This is a genomic window from Neisseria iguanae (assembly GCF_003013245.1).
Lineage (GTDB): Bacteria > Pseudomonadota > Gammaproteobacteria > Burkholderiales > Neisseriaceae > Neisseria > Neisseria iguanae.
The window spans coordinates 1-22,603 of the sequence record NZ_PXYY01000016.1 but is presented as its reverse complement, the minus strand read 5'-3'; the positions used below and the strand labels follow the sequence as shown (position 1 = coordinate 22,603).

Annotated in this window: 17 protein-coding genes, 3 tRNA genes and 4 pseudogenes; 18 read left to right on the top strand and 6 right to left on the bottom strand. The window is 47.2% G+C overall.

Features of this window, described 5'->3' with window-relative positions; all coding sequences use genetic code 11:
- Window positions 1-123 precede the first annotated feature (123 nt).
- From C7N83_RS04280 to C7N83_RS04215, 14 genes and pseudogenes are all read left to right on the top strand, one after another.
- Window positions 124-651 (top strand): phosphoribosyltransferase, encoded by a 528-nt coding sequence (locus C7N83_RS04280; RefSeq protein ID WP_106740899.1) that lies wholly within the window; start codon window positions 124-126, stop codon window positions 649-651.
- A 154-nt stretch (window positions 652-805) separates the two neighbouring features.
- Window positions 806-1,879 carry a phosphate acyltransferase PlsX gene (gene plsX, locus C7N83_RS04275; protein WP_106740878.1) on the top strand — a complete coding sequence of 358 codons (1,074 nt, stop codon included), beginning with the start codon at window positions 806-808 and terminating at the stop codon, window positions 1,877-1,879.
- 253 nt (window positions 1,880-2,132) lie between these two features.
- Window positions 2,133-3,095 (top strand): beta-ketoacyl-ACP synthase III, encoded by a 963-nt coding sequence (locus tag C7N83_RS04270; protein ID WP_106740876.1) that lies wholly within the window; start codon window positions 2,133-2,135, stop codon window positions 3,093-3,095.
- 495 nt (window positions 3,096-3,590) lie between these two features.
- Window positions 3,591-4,346 carry a cold shock domain-containing protein gene (locus tag C7N83_RS04265; protein ID WP_106740874.1) on the top strand — a complete coding sequence of 252 codons (756 nt, stop codon included), beginning with the start codon at window positions 3,591-3,593 and terminating at the stop codon, window positions 4,344-4,346.
- On the top strand, window positions 4,304-4,405 hold the full coding sequence (locus C7N83_RS16920; protein ID WP_425437491.1) for a DUF1294 domain-containing protein: 102 nt from the start codon (window positions 4,304-4,306) through the stop codon (window positions 4,403-4,405). Before C7N83_RS04265 ends, C7N83_RS16920 begins: the two co-directional genes overlap by 43 nt.
- A 96-nt stretch (window positions 4,406-4,501) precedes the next feature.
- Window positions 4,502-5,428 (top strand): ACP S-malonyltransferase, encoded by a 927-nt coding sequence (gene fabD, locus C7N83_RS04255; RefSeq protein WP_106740873.1) that lies wholly within the window; start codon window positions 4,502-4,504, stop codon window positions 5,426-5,428.
- Window positions 5,429-5,514: 86 nt separating this feature from the next.
- A complete protein-coding gene (locus C7N83_RS04250; RefSeq protein WP_245911122.1) occupies window positions 5,515-6,543 on the top strand; it encodes a WaaS/CpsH family glycosyltransferase in 1,029 nt (342 codons plus the stop codon).
- Window positions 6,536-7,420: a glycosyltransferase family 2 protein gene (locus tag C7N83_RS04245; protein WP_106740871.1), complete on the top strand. Its 885-nt coding sequence runs from the start codon at window positions 6,536-6,538 to the stop codon at window positions 7,418-7,420. Before C7N83_RS04250 ends, C7N83_RS04245 begins: the two co-directional genes overlap by 8 nt.
- A gap of 517 nt (window positions 7,421-7,937) precedes the next feature.
- Window positions 7,938-8,981, top strand: a complete 1,044-nt coding sequence (locus C7N83_RS04240) for a glycosyltransferase family 4 protein (RefSeq protein ID WP_245911121.1) — start codon at window positions 7,938-7,940, stop codon at window positions 8,979-8,981.
- A 123-nt stretch (window positions 8,982-9,104) separates the two neighbouring features.
- Complete coding sequence (fabG, locus tag C7N83_RS04235; protein WP_106740868.1) at window positions 9,105-9,851, top strand: 3-oxoacyl-ACP reductase FabG; 747 nt, start codon at window positions 9,105-9,107, stop codon at window positions 9,849-9,851.
- A 232-nt stretch (window positions 9,852-10,083) separates the two neighbouring features.
- Window positions 10,084-12,068: pseudogene (locus C7N83_RS04230) on the top strand (cation:proton antiporter domain-containing protein).
- Between the two features lie 70 nt (window positions 12,069-12,138).
- A tRNA-Val gene (locus tag C7N83_RS04225) sits at window positions 12,139-12,214 on the top strand.
- Window positions 12,215-12,247: 33 nt separating this feature from the next.
- A tRNA-Asp gene (locus C7N83_RS04220) sits at window positions 12,248-12,324 on the top strand.
- Between the two features lie 36 nt (window positions 12,325-12,360).
- Window positions 12,361-12,436: transfer RNA gene (locus tag C7N83_RS04215), tRNA-Val, on the top strand.
- Window positions 12,437-13,663: 1,227 nt separating this feature from the next.
- Here C7N83_RS04215 and C7N83_RS04205 read toward each other — a convergent pair.
- Entirely contained in the window at window positions 13,664-14,203 is a 540-nt protein-coding gene (locus C7N83_RS04205; RefSeq protein WP_106740865.1) for an OmpA family protein, read from the bottom strand.
- Between the two features lie 429 nt (window positions 14,204-14,632).
- Between C7N83_RS04205 and glyQ the strand changes: the two genes are divergently transcribed.
- Together glyQ and msbA are read left to right on the top strand one after the other, a co-directional pair.
- On the top strand, window positions 14,633-15,538 hold the full coding sequence (gene glyQ / locus C7N83_RS04200) for a glycine--tRNA ligase subunit alpha (protein ID WP_106740863.1): 906 nt from the start codon (window positions 14,633-14,635) through the stop codon (window positions 15,536-15,538).
- A 94-nt stretch (window positions 15,539-15,632) separates the two neighbouring features.
- Window positions 15,633-17,483: a lipid A export permease/ATP-binding protein MsbA gene (msbA, locus tag C7N83_RS04195; RefSeq protein WP_106740861.1), complete on the top strand. Its 1,851-nt coding sequence runs from the start codon at window positions 15,633-15,635 to the stop codon at window positions 17,481-17,483.
- A gap of 223 nt (window positions 17,484-17,706) precedes the next feature.
- On the opposite strand, the pseudogene C7N83_RS04190 reads toward msbA, so the two are convergent.
- Window positions 17,707-18,353, bottom strand: a pseudogene (locus C7N83_RS04190) (IS1595 family transposase).
- Window positions 18,354-18,975: 622 nt separating this feature from the next.
- Here C7N83_RS04190 and glyS point away from each other — a divergent pair.
- Both glyS and C7N83_RS04180 read left to right on the top strand, forming a co-directional pair.
- Window positions 18,976-21,036 (top strand): glycine--tRNA ligase subunit beta, encoded by a 2,061-nt coding sequence (gene glyS / locus C7N83_RS04185; RefSeq protein ID WP_106740860.1) that lies wholly within the window; start codon window positions 18,976-18,978, stop codon window positions 21,034-21,036.
- 87 nt (window positions 21,037-21,123) lie between these two features.
- Window positions 21,124-21,757, top strand: a pseudogene (locus tag C7N83_RS04180) (IS1595 family transposase).
- On the opposite strand, the gene C7N83_RS14185 reads toward C7N83_RS04180, so the two are convergent.
- From C7N83_RS14185 to C7N83_RS15735, 4 genes and pseudogenes are all read right to left on the bottom strand, one after another.
- The gene (locus C7N83_RS14185; protein WP_146135092.1) at window positions 21,690-21,941 is read right to left on the bottom strand and encodes a hypothetical protein; all 252 of its coding nucleotides are present in this window, start codon (window positions 21,939-21,941) and stop codon (window positions 21,690-21,692) included. The pseudogene C7N83_RS04180 and the gene C7N83_RS14185 sit on opposite strands and share 68 nt — an antisense overlap.
- A 45-nt stretch (window positions 21,942-21,986) precedes the next feature.
- Window positions 21,987-22,271: a hypothetical protein gene (locus tag C7N83_RS04175; RefSeq protein ID WP_106740858.1), complete on the bottom strand. Its 285-nt coding sequence runs from the start codon at window positions 22,269-22,271 to the stop codon at window positions 21,987-21,989.
- Window positions 22,272-22,275: 4 nt separating this feature from the next.
- On the bottom strand, window positions 22,276-22,425 hold the full coding sequence (locus C7N83_RS15740) for a transposase (protein ID WP_106740856.1): 150 nt from the start codon (window positions 22,423-22,425) through the stop codon (window positions 22,276-22,278).
- A pseudogene (locus tag C7N83_RS15735) lies at window positions 22,418-22,603 on the bottom strand (IS256 family transposase); the annotation flags it as partial. The pseudogene C7N83_RS15735 and the gene C7N83_RS15740, both read right to left, overlap by 8 nt.

Genomic DNA, 22,603 nt, shown 5'->3' with positions numbered 1-22,603 from the left:
GAATATTGCCCTGCAATGCTGGCTTTTTTACGTTACCCCTCTGATATGAATGCATTGTGCCAGCGCGTGATGAAGCGACGGGCTGCAATCCATTCGTCAACTTTTCTCAACCGGGACCGTAAAATGACTCAGAAAATTTGGTATACATACGATGACATTCATCGTGTGATCAAAGGCTTGGCTGAAAAAATCCGAAATTCCGGCATTAAATACGATGCAATGATTGCTATCGGCGGCGGCGGCTTTATTCCCGCCCGTATGCTGCGCTGCTTTTTAGAAATCCCGATTTACGCTGTGACGACGGCCTATTACGACAACGATCATGAAGGCAAAGTGACCAATGAAGTCAAAAAAATCCAATGGCTTGACCCCTTGCCGGAAGTACTGAAAGGTAAAAACGTACTGGTTATTGACGAAGTGGACGACAGCCGCGTAACGATGGAATTTTGCCTGACCGAACTGCAAAAAGAAGACTTCGACACCATCGGCGTAGCCGTGCTGCATGAAAAAATTAAAGCAAAAGCCGGCAAAATCCCGGAAAATATCCCTTATTTCAGCGGCATTACCGTAGAAGACTGGTGGATTAACTACCCATGGGATGCCCTGGATATCGACCAACATAACGAATTGGCCGCCAAAGGCCGAAATTGATAGCCGATATAATATATATTATTGATACACCGAATACAGTCAGACAAAAGCAGCACAACCTTTCCTTAAAAAATGCCGCTCATTTACGGCATTTCTGTTTTCAGACGGCCCGAATATTCACCAAGGCCGTCTGAAGCACAAAGCGGAGAACAACATGATTACATTAGCCGTAGATGCCATGGGCGGGGACGCCAGCTTAACGGTTACCGTACCAGGCGCAATCGCATTTTTAAAAAAGCAGCCCAACGTACACTTAATGATGGTCGGCGATGAAGCTGCCCTTCAGCAAGCATTAAAATCCACCAATACACCCATGGCCCGCATAAGCATCATCCCCGCCACCCAAGTGGTCGGCATGGATGAAGCACCGCAATTGGCACTGAAAAACAAAAAAGATTCTTCCATGCGCGTGGCCATCAATCAGGTCAAAGAAGGCTGCGCGCAAGCTGCTGTTTCTGCCGGCAACACCGGGGCTTTGATGGCAACCGCCCGCTTTGTGCTCAAAACCATTCCGGGCATCGAGCGTCCGGCTATTGCCAAATTCATGCCTTCCAGCAATCCCGACCACATGACGCTGATGCTGGATTTAGGTGCGAACGTGGATTGCAGTGCAGAGCAACTCGCCCAATTTGCCGTCATCGGCAGCGAGTTGGTACAGGCCATGCATCCTGAAAAAGGCCAACCGCGCGTCGGCTTGCTCAACGTCGGCACGGAAGACATTAAAGGTACGGAAACGATCAAGCAAACATTCAAACTGCTCACAAATAGCAAATTGAATTTTATCGGCAATATAGAAGGCAACGGCGTATTCAACGATGAAGTTGATGTTGTCGTCGCCGATGGCTTTGTCGGCAACATCATGCTGAAAACCATCGAAGGCGCGGTGAAATTCATGAGCGGCGAGATTAAACAGGAATTCAGCCGCAACGTGTTCAATAAAATGGCAGCCGTCGCTGCCTTACCTGCCTTAAAAGGCATGAAAGCCAAGCTTGATCCGCGCAAATTCAACGGTGCGATTTTCTTGGGCTTGCGCGGTGTGGTTATCAAAAGCCACGGTGGAACAGATGAAATCGGCTTTATGTATGCCTTAGAGGAAGCCTATTATGAAGCAAAATCCGCCAGCTTGGCCAAAATCGAACACGGGGTAGCCGCACAATTGGCCGCTTTGGAAGAAGTGCGTGAGCAAGAAGCCTTGGATAGCGGTGCCTCCCATATCAGTACACCCTAATATACAGAGAATCATCTTTAAATTCAGGCAGTATTAGCGTGCCTGATACCGGTTTGAAGCTGTATTCACCATAAACCGCCATACACAAAAGGCCGTCTGAAACCCAAGATTCAGACGGCCTCAAACTTATCGGTAATCCTTCCGAAAAACTTTACCCAATCCTTTATTAAGACAACGGTTTTTTGTTACAAAATCCTGGCTTTTCGCTTACAATACGGCAATCTGTTCCAATCATTTCAAAAGGTTTTTCATTATGCAATATGCCAAAATTCTAGGCACCGGCAGCTATCTCCCTGCCAACCGAGTCAGCAACGATGATTTGGCAAAAAAAGTCGATACTTCCGACGAATGGATTACCACACGTACCGGTATCAAATTCCGCCATATTGCAGCCGAAAACGAGAAAACCAGCGATTTGGCCGTGCATGCCGCCCAACACGCGCTGAAATCAGCCAAACTGACCGCTGAAGACATTGATTTGATTATCGTTGCCACCACCACGCCCGATATGCAGTTTCCGTCAACCGCCACTATCGTGCAGCAGAAACTCGGTATTACTACCGGCTGCCCTGCTTTTGACGTACAGGCCGTGTGTGCCGGTTTCATATATGCCTTAACGACCGCGAATGCCTACATTAAAAGCGGCATGGCTGAAAATGTGTTGGTCATCGGTGCGGAAATTTTCAGCCGCATTCTCGACTGGACTGACCGCACCACCTGCGTGTTGTTCGGGGACGGGGCCGGCGCGGTGGTATTGGGCGTATCGGACGAACCGGGCATAATTCACAGTAAATTAAAGGCCGACGGTAATTATCTGGATTTATTGAATGTACCGGTGCAAATCGCCGATGGCCAAATCTGTGGCACACCTTACTTGAAAATGGACGGTCCGGGCGTATTCAAATTTGCCGTAAAAATGCTGTCGCAAGTGGCCGATGACGTCATCAACGAAGCCGGTTACAGCCAAGACCAAATCGATTGGCTGGTACCGCATCAAGCCAACAAACGCATCATTGATGCCACAGCCAAACACTTGGGTTTGAACACCGACAAAGTGGTTCTGACCGTACAAGACCATGGCAATACTTCTGCTGCATCCATTCCACTGGCTTTAGACAACGGTATCCGCAACGGCCAAATCCAACGCAGTCAAAACCTCTTGCTCGAAGGCATTGGCGGCGGTTTCGCATGGGGTGCGGTATTGGTCAAATACTGATATTGATTTTATTGCCCGCAATACAAAATACCGCTTATGCATAGTTTGCAGCACAACACAAGCAAATTATCATGAGCGGTATTTTATAAAATCAGAATCACACTGTTATGATAAATCAATATAATTGACAGCTTATTTCTCTTTTATTGTCTCATTAGCCTTACTGATTTCACATAAATAAAAATGACAAAAAAATATTACGGACAATTCTTCATTGGTTCGACGACACACAGCATGGCACCACCATGGCCGACGCCAGACAGCATATATATCTTCGTAGGCGGTCTCTCACTGGCCGCAGGCTATCTTACACCTCGAACAGGTAACCGCGTATGCTTCAGTATTGACAACAGTCAAAACAAATTTTTGCGCGAAACATCACCCTCGCCGAACACACAATCCCTGCCAAGCAAAAAACCACCACCATTGTATGCAAAACGGCGGATTCGGTAAAACAGAAGACAATTCTGTGCCGATTTTATCCCAAGCCAATTTATGACTGATCAAAGCCGTGTGCCAAAAATTGGCGATCAATTCGAAGGTACATTATTCCAACACACAAACAGCCAATGGATGATGGCAGATGCAGCCTTTTTACCTGAAACCGAAGCAGAACCGCTGTTTCAGACTGCCCTAACCGAATCCGGCCATCCGCACAACGGCAACTGTTTCCTTACCAACCGAGCAGCCGCGTACTGTGGAAAGCATGTACAAACCTTACAAAGTACCAGAACCGGAAACTTTAATGGCTTTACCGGTAGCGTCGAAATTACCTCGTGGGACGATATCAAAGGTTACGGCTTTATCCGCTATGGCAATGATGCACAAACCGTTTTCTTCCACATCAGTACATTCCATTGTGACACCACACGCCTGAAAATCGGCAAAAAGGTGAGCTTCTACTGTAAAAAAGCGCAACAGAAAGCGGAAAAAGTGGTTTTACACGGCGATAAAGCATTTCTATTTGATGATTTTTCTTCAGACTATATCCGCCCAAGACTTTCCACCGCCAATATGTCAAAATTTTTAATCAATAGCCTGATTTCAGCCACCTTTACCGTTTTAGTCCCATCTGCTTCTAAAATATTGGCCAGCCTGTATATTGCCATCAGTGCAGTGCCCTACCTGATGTATAAATTTGACAAACAAATCACCCAAAATTCCAAAAAGAAAAGCCAAGAATATCAAGGCAGGATTCTGGAAAAAATCTGCATATTCTCGATAGGCTGGGCGGTTGGCCGGGCGCATTGATTTCCTGTGCCGTTTACAAACACAAAACCAGCAAAACCTGTTTTATCCGCATTTTTTGACTGACCGTGGCAATAAATATTGCCATAACCTATGCCCTGCTGATACATTACACAGATAATCCTCCTCTCCCATTATTAAAAAATTAAAGGAATATCATGTCTTTCGCATTTTTCTTCCCCGGGCAAGGCTCGCAAAGTTTAGGAATGATGAACGGCTTTAACGAACAAGCCATCGTTAAAGCAACTTTTGACGAAGCCTCTGAAGCATTGGGGCAAGACCTGTGGGCGATGATTAATGGCAAAGATACCGAGCTGATCGGACAAACCGTTAATACACAACCCATCATGCTGGCCGCAGGAGTCTCCACTTACCGCGCCTATTTGGAAGCCGGCGGCACAATGCCGGACGTGGCTGCCGGCCATAGCTTGGGCGAATACACCGCATTGGTCATTGCCGGGGCACTGGACTTTGCGGCTGCCGTAAAATTGGTTCGTCTGCGTGCAGAATTAATGCAATCGGCCGTACCGCAAGGGGTTGGCGCCATGTCCGCCATCCTAGGTTTGACCGACGGGCAGGTCAAAGAGATTTGTGCGGCCGCCGGACAAAGCGAAGTAGTCGAAGCTGTCAACTTCAACTCGCCCGGCCAAGTCGTGATTGCCGGCAATGCAACCGCTGTGGAACGTGCGATGACTGCCGCCAAAGAAGCCGGTGCCAAACGCGCCCTACTGCTGCCGGTATCCGTACCGTCACATTGCAGCCTGATGAAACCCGCCGCTGAAAAACTGGCCAGTGCTTTGAAAGAATTTGAAATCAAACAACCGGAAATCCGCGTTATCCACAACGCCGATGTTGCCGCTTACGATAATCCTAAAACCATCAAAGATGCGCTGGTGCGCCAACTCTACAGCCCTGTCCGCTGGACGGAAACCGTCAATACCTTGTGTAACGAAGGCGTCACCGAATCCGCCGAATGCGGCCCTGGCAAAGTATTGGCCGGTTTAGTCAAACGCATCAATAAAGAAGCCGTGTGCAGCGCATTAGTTTCTACCGATAGTGTGAAGGCTTTTATTGAAGCGCATTAATTTACTTTAAAAGTATATTCCTAACCTGACTTTCAGAAGGTTTTTACTACAAAAGGCCGTCTGAAAGCCTACTTCTACTTAATGCCATGTCTTTACATCAACCAATACGCCAGCCTACCGTTCTTTTAGCTGTACCTTATATGTACGGTCTCGACCTGTGTATCGAAAAAAATCTGCGCTATTTGGGCTATAATGTTATCAATCTTTGCTATGATGACCGGGATTCCTACTATCCCAACCTGTTCAGTCGCGCCTGCGCGCTCTACCACAAAACGATTACCCACGATAGTTATTATAAAAAACGCCTGAAATTCTCACGCTATCAGCAGGATTTCCAAAGCAAACTTGCCGCATTAGACGGCCGTAAAGCCGAATACGCCTTATGTATCCGTGCCAATATTTACCCAAAATCTTTCATTACCCAAATACGCGAACATAGCACGCTTTGCGTCAATTATCAGTGGGATGGTATTAACCGCTTTCCGGATATCTTGCAATACCTCGAATATTTCGATCACTTTTTTGTATTTGATCAACAAGACACCCAACATTACCCCCAACATCATTTTCAGCCAGCCTCGAATTTCTATTTTGATTTTCCAATACCTGAAAGTTATAGCCGGCAAACTCACGGGCTATATTTCCTTGGTGGGTATGACCCAACAAGAGAAAGCGACACACAAGCATTTATTACTCAAGCACATCACCTAAACTTACCACTGGATTTTTACATTTACAGTAAAGATGATCGAGCTAAAAATACGTTCGGAAACAATGGTATTCAGTATCTCGACCGCAATACCGTATTGAGCTTTGAAGAAAATCTCAATAAAATTTATCACTGTAGAGCCATAGTGGATTTTGTCACAACAACCCACCAAGGCTTATCGTTCCGCACTTTTGAAGCATTGGGCATGAAAAAAAAATTAATCACCACCAATGCCGAAGTAAAAAAATACGATTTTTACCATCCTGATAATATTTTTATCTGGTCAGCAAATCATTCTTTATCTGGTCAGCAAATCATTCAAACGGCCTGGAAGATTTTTTACAACACCCGTATCAGCCAATACCGTCAGAAATATCAAGACAGTATGCATTTAGCAATTGGATAAAACGCATTTTACATATCGAGTAAAAAATGACAAACAGCCTTTAGTTTCAATTATTATTCCCTGCCACAACACCGCTGCCTATATTCGTGAAACATTGGAAAGCGTATACAGCCAAACATATCAAAACTTTGAAATCCTCGCCATTGATGACGGATCAAGTGATAACACATTAGAAATCCTGTATGAGTATGCAGCTAACGAACCCCGTTTAAAAGTAATTGCGCAAGAGAATACATATGTGGTTAAAGCACGTATGAATGCAATTCAACATGCCAAAGGCAAATATTTAGTATGTTTGGATTCAGATGATAAATTGGATAAAACTTATCTGGAAAAAACAGTCAACATTGCAGAAAATACTTCTGATATTGCTGTGGTATATAGCAATATTTATTTATTCGGCAAAAAAAATAAAGTCGGACAGCTGAAACAGATTACAACTGAGCAGTTACTATTGAATCATGGGATGTATGTTTCCGCTCTTATAAAAAAATCAGCATTTGATGCTGTTGGCGAATTTGATATTTCTTTAAATCATTATGAAGATTGGGAATTGTTTATTTCGATTATTAAGAATGGTGGAAAAATCCAATTCATTGATGAGCCTTTATTTTACTACCGCCAACGTGAAGACGAGTCTTCCGTATGTGATACTGCCAGCGAAACAAAACAATCTGATAATTTTATGAAAATTTATAACAAACATTATGAATTTTATAAGCTCAACGGCATTTATGCTCACAGAATGATTGAAGCCTTAGACAAACATAAAGCGAAAAAAATTAAATATTATAATCAACCATTACGGAAATGGTTTTATCAAACTTTTAAAAACAAGCGCTGGGAAAAAATCTGCCAAGAATACGGAATAAAATAATCTTGAAAAATCATGTGATAAGTTTTTATAAGTTTGAAATCTGTCGGGCAACTTAGCCAATCACCCTAAATAGATATTAAGGAACTATTTTATTCATCTTCTGACAAGACCCAAACGGCATCAAGAGAAAAAATATGTATTGCCATATAAAAAAACTCGGTTTTAAAATGAAAAATTCTTTATTTCTGCTGACACTGCAAACCATTTAGAAGAAGTATACGTCATGATTCTATGATTACGAAAAAATATCCTTATTAGCGAGTTAGCGAGCGTCCAAACGATTCAGAAATACTGCTGAATAATAAAACAATTAGCTATGTTGTTCATGTTTCTTCATGAGACCAATAAAAAGCGGAAACAACGGACGTATTGCTACTGCCATGATGAAATCGACACTACATAATCCACCCGTTGCCATCTGAACACCCTAATATTAAAAATTTAATTGACTAGAAATTTTGAAATCAACATGCCTCCCATAAATATTGCCATCAACTGCTTTAGAAAAGGCGGCGGGATGGAAAGCTATACCTTCGACTTAGTTCAGGGACTAAATGCAGAAAACACCCGCCCTACCATTTATGCCGCACAAATTGACATTACCTCAGTTGAATACACGATGGCGGATGTAGTACATATCAATCAAAAACGGATACCGAAAAAATTACGCCCGTTTTTCTTTACCCATCAACTTACCAAACAAAACATCCAAGGCAAACTCATCGCCTGCAACCCCAGCGACCATGCCGAGATTTTTGTGTGCGGCGGCACGCATTTAGGTTATCTCAAACACATGGGCCAACGCGCCAGTCTGTTAGACAAGCTCACTGTCCGCCGCAACCAAACCAACTATGCCACAGCAAAAAGCATCATGGCGCATTCAGCAATGATGGCTCATAAACTGACCGAATATTACAACGTGCCGTCTGAAAAAATCCGCGTAGTGTATCCGCCTGCCGATACCCAACGTTATTTCCCACAGCCCGAAAGAGCGACCGAACTGCGTCATCAATTTGGTTTTAGCGATGACGAAACCGTTTTTGTGTTTCCTTCCACCGGCCATAAACGCAAAAGGCTGGATGTTTTAGCCACCTTTTTCGAGCAAACCGATTTACCCGTGCGCTTGGCCGTAGCCGGCTCTCCTTTGCCGCACCCGATGAAAAACGTGACCGAATTAGGCTTTTGCAAAAATATGTCTGATTTATACTGTGCTGCCGATTTCACCATCATGGCCTCTCTATACGAACCTTTCGGCTTGGTGGGTATAGAATCCGTTTTGTGCGGCACGCCGGTCGTATTTGCCGACAACATCGCCTGCACTGAAGTCATGAATAAACAGGCCGGTTTGCTTTTCCAACGCAATAATCCGATTTCGCTTTCCGCCGCCGTTACCCAAGCACACGAGCGTAAACGACAGGGCAATCATAAAATAACCGACCCGCGTTCCGCACTAAATTACGATCCTACTCTATCCACCCACATCCAAGCTTTAAAAAAAAATGCTGGTCTCGGTGTAAATAAATATACATCAAGTCATCTGTATAATATTTCAATGATTTAAGGTGGCTTGGTACTTTACATTCCTCTTTATTTTACTGTCTTCCCACATCAAAATTAGATTAAAAAGCCTATTTGTGGTATAAGGCCGTCTGGAACTTCATTTTACGCAACGAAAGGATTATAGATGAGCAATCAAGATTTAAACGGCAAAATCGCCTTAGTGACCGGCGCATCGCGCGGCATCGGTGCGGCAATTGCCGATACCTTAGCCGCGGCCGGTGCGACGGTTATCGGCACAGCCACCAGCAACAGCGGCGCGGCGGCCATTGGCGAGCGTTTGGCACAATGGGGCGGACAAGGCCGTGTGCTGGATTCTGCCAAACCGGAAACCATTGAAACGCTGATTGCCGAAATTGAAAAAGACTTCGGCAAGCTGGATATTTTAGTCAACAATGCGGGCATTACGCGCGATAACTTATTAATGCGAATGAAAGAAGAAGAATGGGATGAGATTATGCAAGTCAATCTCAAATCTGTATTTCGCGCGTCTAAAGCCGTGTTGCGCGGCATGATGAAGCAACGCAGCGGCCGCATCATCAACATCACTTCCGTGGTCGGCGTGATGGGCAATACCGGTCAGACCAACTATGCCGCTGCCAAAGCAGGCTTAATCGGTTTTGCCAAGTCAATGGCGCGCGAAATCGGCAGCCGCAATGTGACTGTCAACTGCGTGGCACCGGGTTTTATCGACACCGATATGACTCGCGTCCTGCCGGAAGAAACCCGTAAAATGTTCGAAGCGCAAACTTCACTGGGAAAATTCGGTGAAGCACAAGACATTGCCGATGCAGTATTGTTCTTGGCATCCGACCAAGCCAAATACATCACCGGCCAAACGCTGCATGTCAACGGAGGCATGTTGATGCCTTAAGTTTCCTGCTTTTAAAATCCCATGCCGTTTGAACAGTGTGTTCGCAATCCCCGATTTCCCATTGACACCTTTTCAGACGGCCTTTTGTCAAGAAAACCATGAATTTTAACGTTTATTTGATATACGAAATTGACATTTCGCCGGCTGCATGAATCGCCGCCGTCCTCCACCGATATCTTTTCAGCCGGCCTTGCCCGATTCTTTCTGCCTATTGATAAAAAAGCCGCCTTTTATGCATGAGTTTTCCCTTGCACATGTCGTCATCGTCCTGCTTGTCTCGGTCATCACTGTCATTTATTGCCGCAAATTCAATATTCCTTCCATGCTTGGTTACCTTTTGGTCGGTTTTATCGCCGGTCCGGGCATGTTCAGCCTGATTCCGAAAAGCCATGCCACGGATTATCTGGGCGAAATCGGTATTGTGTTTTTAATGTTCAGTATCGGTTTGGAATTTTCTTTACCCAAACTCAAAGCAATGAAAAAACTGGTGTTCGGCTTGGGCGGTTTGCAGGTCGTCATCAGCATATTGGCGATTATGGGGATTTTGATGCTGTGATAGGCACACCTTTTAACTGGGCGTTTGCCGTCAGCGGCGCGTTAGCGATGTCGTCTACCGCGATTGTAAGCCGCATTTTGTCGGAAAAAACCGAATTAGGCCAACCCTATGGCCAAATGTCGATGGGCGTATTGCTGATGCAGGATATTGCAGTCGTACCGTTAATGATTCTGATTCCGGCACTGGCAGGCGGCAGCAAAGGCAATTTGTGGGCAGAGCTGGGTTGGGCAGGCTTGAAAATGATGGTGACGCTCGGCGTATTGTTCTTTGTCGGTAACAAGATTATGTCTCCGTGGTTTCGCATGGTGGCTAAGCGCAAATCGTCTGAATTGTTTATGATCAACGTTTTGCTCGTGACACTCGGTGTGGCCCACCTTACCGAACTGGAAGGATTATCGTTGGCTTTAGGTGCGTTTGTGGCCGGCATGCTGCTGTCTGAAACCGAATACCGCTTCCAAGTGGAAGACGACATCCGCCCTTTCCGCGACATTCTGCTCGGTTTTTTCTTCATCACCGTCGGCATGAAGCTGAACATCCAAGCGTTGATTAACAACTGGCAAATGATTTTGATCTTGCTGGTGATGTTGGTTTTACTGAAAGCAATAATTGTCTTCCTGATTGCCTTCCGCATGCAGCACCCTGTCGGCGACAGCATGAAAGCCGCACTCTATCTGGCACAAGGCGGCGAGTTCGGTTTTGTAATGCTGACGATTTCAAGCAAAATCAACATGGTTTCTCCCGAATTGGAGCAGGCAGCAACCGCTGCCGTATTGTTGTCAATGATTATTGCCCCGTTCTTATTGGATAGCAGCGATAAAATCACCAACCGTTTTGTCAAATCCAATTGGGACATGAAAGCACTTGATTTACACAACATGCTGGTCGAAACCATGAGCAAATCCGATCATGTGCTGATTATCGGTTTCGGCCGCGGCGGCCAAACCGTCGGCCGTATTTTGGCACAGGAAAATATCCCTTACTTCGCCCTCGATCTGGATGTCGAGCGTATCCAAGTTGCCCGAAGCGCAGGCGAGCCGGTCGCGTTCGGAGATGCAAAAAGGCGCGAAGTATTGGAGGCAGCCGGATTGGGACGCGCTAAAATGGTGGTACTGACACTCAACAATATGACCGAAGCCAAACACGTGGTCAACAACATTATTTCCCTGCACCCGACCATGCCGATTTATGCACGTGCGATTGATGATGATTATGTCAAAAGCCTTACCGAAATAGGCGCGGAAGAAGCCGTATCTGATACTAAAGAAACCAGCTTGGCCTTGGCCAGTTATGCCATGTTAGCCAATGGTTCACCATACAACCATGTACATCAAACCATCATGAGCATCCGCCGAAGCGGCTATGCGTTCTTGAAAGACTTGTTCGTCGGCAGCGATGACGAAACTGCTTTTTCCGAAGAGCACAAACACATCTGCCGCCATGCTTTCGCACTTACCGGAGAAGCACACGCCATCAGCCGGCCTGTCCAAGACTTACCTTTGGCCTCACTAGGCATTAAATTACTGTTTGTCCGCCGCAGCGCAAGCCGCATTGAAGATTTCAGTCCGGATTTCACATTGGCCTCTGGCGACATCTTGATTGTCGCCGGCTCGAAAGACAAAATTATTTCTTTTGAAAACTGGAGTTTGCAGGGAGAATCTTAATTATGTAAAAATAAAACTTGCGTAAGATATCGATTTTTGATTTAATAGCGTCTTCGCAGTTTTCGTCAATGGGTGATTAGCTCAGTTGGTAGAGCGTCTGCCTTACAAGCAGAATGTCGGCGGTTCGACTCCGTCATCACCCACCAAGTTTCTTGCAATTGTGACACACAATTGCTTGCGCGGTGGTAGCTCAGTTGGTTAGAGTACCGGCCTGTCACGCCGGGGGTCGCGGGTTCGAGCCCCGTCCGCCGCGCCAAACCTTTCAAGACATTGAAATAACCAATGTCGCTTCGGGTGATTAGCTCAGTTGGTAGAGCGTCTGCCTTACAAGCAGAATGTCGGCGGTTCGACTCCGTCATCACCCACCAAATCTAAAGGCCTTATGTATTGCATAAGGCTTTTTTATATTTTCAGACGGCCTGAGATTCTTTCGGAGAATCGACTAATATTTAAAGCAACTACTGAGTGCGCTATAGCTGATTTCACTTAAAAAAGAACTCACGGGCAGGTCGGATATCCCGTATCCGACCTGCCCGCAAAGACAAACTTTATCCTGAATTGAAACGGTTTACTTGCTTTTTAAGCAAGTGCAGGATTCAAAAATCCGACCTACCCCATGTCGTCATGATTTCATTAGACTTTCTGCGAAACTACCGGCCATTTCATGGCAAACGATCCCGGCAACCGGATTCAAACGCAATCCTAATCTTTTCAGGTGATGACGATATTTACAGGCTTAATTTAAAAGCCTTTAATTTTGCCAGAATATTTTCTACCTTGATCCGTTTTGAAGAAAGATTGCGGTCATGTGCTTGTTCTTCATCTGCCAAACAATAGTTTTTGCTCGATTTTAGATTTGATAGGAATTAAAGCATAGGCATGGGCATACCATTTGGTCATGCCTTAATAACCGCTGTCTGCCCAAATAGTACTGGCTGCAAGCAAATGACGTCACACAACTTGAAAAGGGTGAAGTCGTACATCTGTCGAACCGTACAACCAATATACAGTACCCCGACTTTATCGGTTGCTGTAATTTGTGCTTTGGCAGGATGGCATTTTTTCTTATCCGAATAGATTGACTGCTGTTTTTTTAGGACGGTAAAGTTCGATTTCTGTAGCATCGGACAAAACAGTTTTTCTTTATTAAACTTCCCTTGTGGTAAAGATGAAAACTGTTTTGAACCAACACCTGCCCAGCCCGTTGGCTACGGCGGATAAGGTTGCTTTCACCGATACCGAAACTGGCGGCAATCCGTAAAGTCGCATAAACAGGTCTTCTATAGGATAATTTCGGCTTGCGACCGCCATGCTTATGCGGTTTTGCATATTCGGCTTGTAAGATTATGTCCATGATGGTCAAAACATCCCTGCGACACCTGCCAACCGCTTGAATTTTATATAACTTAAGTTAAGACTGTTGACGTAACTCATGCTTGATACTTTAATACTGCTTTAGCTTCGCAGGAAATCTATTTAATCAGCTATAGCTAGTATAGAAAAGATTTGCAGCATCAAATTCTGAGATTATTCCAGTAAAAATGCCGGCTGAAATTTTTCAAACGGCATTTCAAAATCACCTCAAACAATCGGTTTTATTCCAAGACGACTTCCACACGGCGTGCTTCCGGATTGTTGCCGCCTTCAGTATCTGCCGGCTTGCGCAATTCAATTTGCTCTTCCGCCACACCAAAGCCCATCAGTGCATTTTTTACTGTCAAGGCACGGTCTTTCGACAATTGTTCGTTAAAGGCCTGATTACCGGTTGAATCGTGAAAACCGGATACCACTGCTTTCCGTCCGTCTTTCACACCGGCTAAGACGTCTTTCAATGCTTCTTCTGCACCCGCAGCCAACTCTGACTTACCGGTAGCAAAGTAGAATTTCACAATACCGTTTTCGACAAACACCGCTGCTGCGTCACCAGCAAGATTGTGCGATGCGTTATGCGCAGCAGCCGAATGATCATACGCCGTTACTTCAGTTTGTCTTCTATAGTGAGACGAACCTTCAATTTTGCCGGTTTCCCAACCCCAAACAGAAAGGAGCAAGATGACCACCGTCGCCAAAGCTGCCGCGCCACCGGCAATCCATAAACCCAGACGTTGTTCTTTGTGCTCGTCATTATCCGACATATTTTGTTTCCTCTTTTAAATTAAACCATTAAAAACCAATTCAGCCGCTATTATACCTAGGTACAACGAAGTCCAAAAGGGTGAGCTACATTAATATACTCTATGATCCATGACCTGCGCGTCTGATTGGCCAAGTAGCAGAGGAAAAGGCTTTCCACCAAGATAAGATTGACACTCCTAATTTAGATGGAGTGATTCCGTTTCGACAGTCTTCTATACTCCTCTATGGATAAATCAAAAGAGTTGAATTAACATTAAAAGCCGTATTTGTAACGCTACTTCCCCTTTCTTTGGGTGCTGTTGTACCAAACAATCGCCATGATCGCGCAAGGCCGTCTGAAAAATCCACAGAGAGCGACGGACAAAACTATTCAAAAGCCCATCAAAACAGTAAAATAAGGCTTTTCGATTATCTGAATAACAAAATCCATGCTGACTTTCCAACAAATCATCTTCAAATTGCAAACCTTCTGGGCCGATAAAGGCTGTACCTTAATCCAGCCTTTCGACATGGAAGTCGGTGCCGGCACCAGCCACCCTGCCACCTGCCTGCGCGCACTCGGTCCTGAGCCTTGGTATGCCGCCTATGTACAACCGAGCCGCCGCCCGAAAGACGGCCGCTACGGCAACAACCCCAATCGCCTTCAACACTATTACCAATTCCAAGTTGCCCTCAAACCTGCCCCAGCCGACATTCAAGATCTGTATCTTGATTCATTGCGCGAACTGGGTATCGACCCGAAAGTGCACGATATCCGTTTCGTGGAAGACGACTGGGAAAACCCGACCCTGGGGGCATGGGGCTTGGGCTGGGAAGTATGGCTCAACGGCATGGAAGTGACCCAGTTTACCTATTTCCAGCAAGTCGGCGGCATCGACTGCTCTCCAGTCTTGGGGGAAATTACCTACGGCATCGAACGCTTGGCTATGTATCTGCAAGGCGTGGAAAACGTGTACAACTTAGTTTGGTCGCATACTCCCGACGGTCAAGCCGTAACTTATGGCGATGTGTACCACCAAAACGAAGTGGAACAATCTACCTACAATTTCGAATACAGCGATGCCGAATGGCTGCTGCGCCAGTTTAACGACTACGAAGCCCAAGCCAAACGCCTGCTCGACATCGGCGACACCAGCCTGGCGCTACCTGCTTACGAATTGGTACTGAAAGCCGGCCACACCTTCAACCTGCTCGACGCATGCGGCGCGATTTCCGTCACCGAACGCGCCAGTTACATCGGACGCATCCGCGCCCTTTCGCGCATTGTGGCACAAAAATTCGTTGAAAGTCGTGAAAAACTGGGCTTTCCGTTGATTAAAAACAAAGCAGCGTAAACGTTTCAGACGGCCTCTTGCATAACACAACAAAGGCCGTCTGAAAACTTTAGGCAGTAAAGCTTTGCCCGATACTGCCCATCAAAGTTCCCCTATGATAGAAAAACTCACCTTCGGTCTCTTTACCAAAGCCGATACGCACAATTTCATGCGTCTGCTCACTTATGTGCGGCCTTACAAAACGCGCATTATTTGGGCATTGCTGGCTATTGCCGGCGTAGCGGCCACCGAAAGCTATCTGGCAGCCTTTATCGCACCGTTGGTCAACCAAGGTTTTGCCGCACCCGGTGCACCGCCGGAATTAAATACTGCCAGCGGCCTTTTCGCCACCATACAAAACTGGAAAAACCAGTTCAACCATATGATTTGGGGTACGGAAAACAAGGTTTGGACTGTTCCTCTGTTTCTGATTGCCATCGTATTAATTCGCGGCATCTGCCGCTTCGCCAGCACCTACCTGATGACTTGGGTATCCGTCATGGCCGTCAGCCACATCCGCCATGACATGTTCCAACACATGCTCGCCCTTTCATCAGATTACCACCAAAAAAATCCATCTGGCACGGTCTTGATGAGCATGGTTCAGATGGCCGAACAATCCATCAGCAACGCCAGCAACGTCTTCATCACACTCACCCGCGACACCTTAATCGTTATCGGCTTGGTGTGTGTCCTGCTGTATCTTAACTGGCAGCTGAGCTTGGTGGTATTGCTGATGTTCCCGCTGCTTTCATTGTTATCGCGCTACTACCGCAACCGTCTCAAAAGCATCATTGCCAGTGCGCAACTCAGTATCGGTACACTCAACAACGTGGTAAGCGAAGTGTACCAAGGCCACCGTGTAGTCAAACTGTTTGGCGGACAAAAACAAGCCTCCGGCCGCTTTACCGACATCAACCACACAATCGTGCGCCTAGGTAAAAAAATCACCCAAGCCACGGCCGCCCGTTCACCCTTTAGCGAACTGATCTCTTCATTTGCCTTAGCTGTGGTAATTTTTATCGCCTTGTGGCAAAGCCAGCAAGGCTACACCACCATCGGCGAATTCATGGCCTTTATCGTGGCCATGCTGCAAATGCTCGGCCCGATTAAAAGCTTGGCCAACATCAGCATCCCCATGCAAACTATGTTTCTTGCCGCAGACAATGTCTGCCATTTTTTAGACGAGGACCCGGAAAACGATACTGGCAGAAAAACCTTATCCAATATCACAGGCCATCTGAAATTCGACCATGTCGATGTACGCTATCACGAAGAAGGCCGGAAAGCACTCAACAATTTCAATCTCGGTATCCGCCCCGGCGAACGGGTTGCTTTGGTCGGCAGTTCCGGAAGCGGCAAGACCACTGCCGTGAATCTGCTACCACGCTTCGTCGAGCCAAGTGCGGGCGTAATCTATCTCGACGGCGTCAATATTGCCGATGTACAACTGGCCAATTTGCGCAGCCAGTTCGCACTGGTATCGCAAGACGTATTCCTGTTTGATGACACGCTATTGGAAAACGTGCGCTACAGCCGCCCTGACGCCTGCGAAGAAGAAGTAATGGCAGCCCTATGCGCCGCCAACCTGCAAGATTTGGTCAGCAATTCACCGCATGGCTTGCACCAGCCTATCGGCGCCAACGGCAGCCAACTATCCGGTGGCCAACGCCAACGCGTCTCTATCGCCCGCGCCATTCTCAAAGACGCGCCCATCCTATTGCTTGATGAAGCCACCAGCGCACTTGACAACGAATCCGAACGCTTGGTGCAACAGGCCTTGGAAAATCTGATGCACGGCCGCACCAGCATTATCGTCGCCCACCGCTTAAGCACAATCGAGCAGGCTGACCGCATTGTTGTGATGGACGACGGCAAAATTATCGAAGAAGGCAGCCATACGGAATTATTGGCGAAACAAGGTTTCTATGCAGCATTACGGCATATGCCGAAAACCAGTAAATAATTTTCAGCAGCCTAACGCTTCAAATCTTCTGCATTTCCGATCACGGGAAATATAAAATGGATAATTATGAATGTTCTCACGCTAACCAATCAACTAAAAAGCTTTGCGAGCCCATAAATTCAAGTACTTGAGCCCTATGGATATTTCAAGCAACGAAGGCTGCTGCCAAAATCCATCCCAACTATATCAGGCATGCCATTATTGATTTAGGGGCCGACGCAGATTAACCCCAAACACCACACCATTGCCGCAGCATTTCAAGCTGCCCGGACGGTACGCCAAAGTTAAAGCGGAACCCGCATTCTTTCAAGGACAGCGGGCAAGATTTACGGCCAACCTCATTGTATTTGCGCAAGACGTACCTAGCCCGGTTCCAACAATTTCCAATGCCGCCGATAGGGTTTTGACGGTCTGCAAAAAGCTGTGAACGGTTGATGCGCTGATGCGCGAACCTGCCCCGCATCAAGCACGCCACAGCCCCTGTCACTACCGGTATAAACAATGCCGTCAGGTGTTGTTTGCTGTTTGATAACCGGAAATAAGGCATCCTTCCCGTTATCCCCCGCAACGGCGGTACCAACCTTTCCCTGCCGCTTTTAAGATGCCGGATACCGCCGCTTTCCCTGCTGCCGCGCGTCCGCGTTTGCCCTTACGCCGACCGCCGAAACAACCCCCGTCCGGCCCGGTGGGGCCTCTGAAAACCCCGCCGGCTTCCTGTGCCAAATGACAGGCTGTCACCCGGCGGGTTTTGCGGTAGGACAACATAGCCCAATAAATATCAGCGGCTGCACGGGCTGTGGCTTCCGGTACGAAAAACCGGAGAAGTTTTCTTTGGACATTCTTTTTTAATTTATAATTGGTTATCTTTATTTTTGCCGTCTGACATGACGGCTAATCTACTTCAGCCCCTTGATTTATTCCAACCTGGTGGGGTTATGACCGAAATAAAAAACACAGACTCGAACCAGTTTGATTCAGTCAGATTCCAACACGCCATTTTTGCCTGTTTGGTCAAAAACAAAACCCATCCCAATTTAAACTTTAAACTGATTTCCTTCATCTTTCGCCATTCGAACCGCGTGAGCACGGTTTTATACCCGATATGGCGCAGTCGAACCTGACATTTGCAGCCAACTGCCGCGAATCCGTCAACCGAGGGGGCATAAAGGCAACCTTGAAAAACAGGCCCGTTTCAAAAAAGCGATTCAATATATATTGACCACATGGAAAACAGACAGCATTCGCAATATGTATTACCAGCCAAAATTAACACGGAAACATGAAGATTTCCCTGTTACGGGTGCATCATGCGAAACCAGGCCACCTGAAAACCCCGTTTCAATATTCCTAGCCATCGCACCGGACGGCCGTTTTTTAGCTTAATTTCACCCCCATAATTGTGTATAATCAAGCCCATGTTTTTGCTTGGCAAACCCCGTTTTCAGACGGCCCGTTAAAGAGCCGCCATTCGATTATTTATTGAAAGCATGCAATGACCCAAACCCTATTAATCGAGCTCTTAACCGAAGAGCTACCGCCGAAAGCCCTGAATAATCTGAGCAACCATTTTGCCGCTTCCGTCGCTGCAGGCTTAAACAAAGCACAACTGATTGACAGTGAGCCGGCCGTTACCGCCTACGCCTCACCGCGCCGCTTAGCCGTACAGGTAAAAAACGTGAAACCGGTTCAAGCCGATCAGCAAATTGTGAAAAAAGGCCCTGCCGTGACCAACGGTATGAAAGACGGTGTGGCAACCAAGGCTTTGGAAGGTTTTGCACGCAGCGCGGGGGCAAAGATTGAAGATTTGAAAGTGATTCATGACGGCAAGCAAGATGTGTTTGCCTATGAATTTACCCAAACCGGCCGGCCTTTGTCTGCCCTGCTCGACGACATCATCAATCAGGCGGTGAAAAAGCTGCCGATTCCGAAAGTCATGCGTTGGGGCAGCAGCACCTTTACTTTCGTACGTCCGGTACACGGCCTGATTGTGCTGCACGGTGCCGACATTGTGGATGCAAGCGTATTGGGTTTGCAAAGCGGCAACACTACTCTCGGCCACCGTTTCCTTTCAGAGGGCGTGATCACCATCCAACACGCCGACAACTATGCCCGGCAACTGAAAGCCGAAGGCAAAGTGATTGCTTCCTTTACTGAACGCAAAGCCGCGATTCAGACGGCTCTAAACGAACAGGCAGGCCGTCTGGATGCCACGGTAGCGGCGGACAACAGCTTATTGGAAGAAGTCACCGCATTGGTCGAATGGCCGGTGGTGTTGGAAGCCGGTTTTGAAGAACATTTCTTGACTGTACCGCAAGAATGCCTGATTCTGACCATGCAGCAAAACCAAAAATACTTCCCGCTTTTGGATACCGGCGGCAAGCTGATAAACCGTTTCCTGCTGGTTTCGAACCTTGAAGCCACCAATCCGTCGCACATTATTGCCGGCAACGAGCGTGTCTTGCGCGCGCGTTTGGCCGATGCCGAATTCTTCTACCGGCAAGACCAAAAAGCCACACTGGAAAGCCGACTGCCGAAGCTCTCGCAAGTGGTGTACCACAACAAACTCGGCAACCAAGCCGAACGGATTGAGCGTCTGGCTGCCATCAGCCGCCAAATTGCCGAAAGCTTGGGGGCGGATGCCGCCGCAGCCGAACGCACTACCCGTTTGTCGAAAGCAGATTTGGTGACCGAAATGGTGGGCGAATTCCCCGAACTGCAGGGCACGATGGGCAAATACTATGCGCGTTTGGACGGTGAAAGCGAAGAAATCGCCAATGCTATCGAGCAACACTACCAGCCGCGTTTTGCAGGCGATGCACTGCCGGAAGGCAAAGTCGCCACTGCCGCCGCACTGTCCGACAAGCTGGAAACTTTGGTCGGCATTTGGGGCATCGGCCTGATTCCGACCAGCGACAAAGACCCTTATGCCCTGCGCCGATCGGCCTTAGGTATTTTACGTATTATGATGCAAAACGATTTGGACCTAAACGAGCTGGTTCAGACGGCCTTTGCCGCCTTCCCGCAAGGCTTGCTCAATGCAAACACGCCGTCTGAAGTAACTGAATTCATGCAAGCGCGTTTGGCGGTTTTGCTGCAAAACGATTATCCGCAAGACATCGTGGCAGCCGTATTGGCAAAAAATCCAAGCCGTCTTAACGATATAGCGGCCAAGCTCCAAGCCGTGGCCGCGTTCAAAGCCTTGCCTGAAGCCGCCGCGCTGGCCGCCGCCAACAAGCGCGTGCAGAACTTGTTGAAAAAAGCTGATGCCGAACCGGACGCGGTTAACGAAAGCCTGTTGCAACAAGACGAAGAAAAAGCTTTGTTTGCCGCTGCACGCGATTTACAGCCGAAAATCGCCGCCGCCGTTGCCCAAGGTGATTTTCAGACGGCCTTAACCGAATTGGCTGCCATCAAACCGCAAGTTGATGCCTTCTTCGGGGGCGTGATGGTGATGGCCGACGATACCGCCATCAAACTAAACCGCTTGAATTTGCTGAACCAATTGGCCAAACAGATGAATGCCGTGGCAGATATTGCCTTGCTGAGTGAATAAGATTTTGATTATTCAGAACAAAAATCTCCTCAGGCATAGAAGGGGTTTAAGAAGCAAACTCATAAAACTTTATGGTAAGCTTCTGATATCTATATTAAAAACAAGTACCCAAAGTCCGGTAAACTTTCTGAGCAGAAATTCCGGCAAATATTACACCTTTCTGCCTTAGATTTGACTGCTTCCGACACAGCCGGATTAACGGCAGCCAGTGTCCGAAGTGCCAACAACCCGTTCCCCAAACTGCGGCACCGTATTTGCTGACGAATGTGGGAAGCAAACCCCGTTTTCAGAATTCCGGTGCCAGACGCATCTGTGGCAAACGGGCTCGGGGAGCCGGTGGAAAAACCACCGTATTGGGCATATTGAAGCGTGATGACAAGGTCCGTACCGGAACCGTACCCGGTGCTTCAAAAGTCATGCTGCAAAAGGTTATCCGGGGCCATCTCCCTATCAAAGGCGTTACCAATACCGGTGGCCGGCGTGGTTCTGGTTGATATGGGCTGTGAAAAACACTTCCGTGTCCGTCACGCAGATAACGGGCTTGCCGGAGGGGTTCGGCATATTGGGGTTATGCAAAAAAAACAGGCCGGTTGAATTTAACGGCGTATCCGGACGGACATTTTATTGGCACCTGAAAGAAACGGGATTCCGCTTTAATCACAGACATGATAACCTGTATGCAATTTTGTTGGAAATGTCACGGAATATGCTGTTGGATTAGATTTGATTCCTAAGCCCCAAAAGAAATATTCGGAGTATTGATTAACTACATCATCATTTGCTTTAGATATAAAATTATCACTATTATATGCACAATGGTGGTTCAGCATCGTAGCAAATTTTTCAATCAGCAAAATTGATCTCTCGTTTGCTAAATTATTTAATATTAGGAAGAGCTGTAACATCAAATATTCCGGCAATTTCGAGGTCGTTCAAAATTCTGTGTCAGCTTAAATTCTACAACCGGATAATGCCGTCCGGCCGTCAAAACAAACCGCCAACTGCGGGAGCGTCTGCCCCCGGTTTGCAATCGGCATCGTACATTTCCCCGAAGCCTTACCGATACCGCCATATAAAAGCTTCAGCAGGCCGGTTTCATTGGGGAATGCGCCTTCGCTTCCGGACAGGTAAAGACCGGGCAGTTTTTTACAGCCGTCCGAATTCAGACCGGGTACGGTGTAAACGGCTTTGCCGGCGTAGCGGCCTTCGTCTTTAGATTTTATAGTGGACGCCATCGGGTCAGATGAAGGGATATACCGCATCCAACAGGCGTTGCCGCCATTGGCGTAGTTCGGGTATCAACCGGCCGGCAATACGGGTAACCGCGCCATCGGATGCTTCCAAACCGCAGATGCCGGCAATATGGCTTTGGATGTCGCGATCACTCATGCCGAGTAAGGCGGGTTTGGTTTTTCTTGACGGTTTGCGGTTCGAAACTGCCGGAACCGGTTTTGACGGTTTTTTTGCTGTGGCCGTTACGCCGGCCGGGCTGCAACTGCTTTTGTTCGAGGTATTGTCCGGTTTCGGCTTCCAATGCGGCCTTGGCCGGTTGTTTGATGGGCGGGGT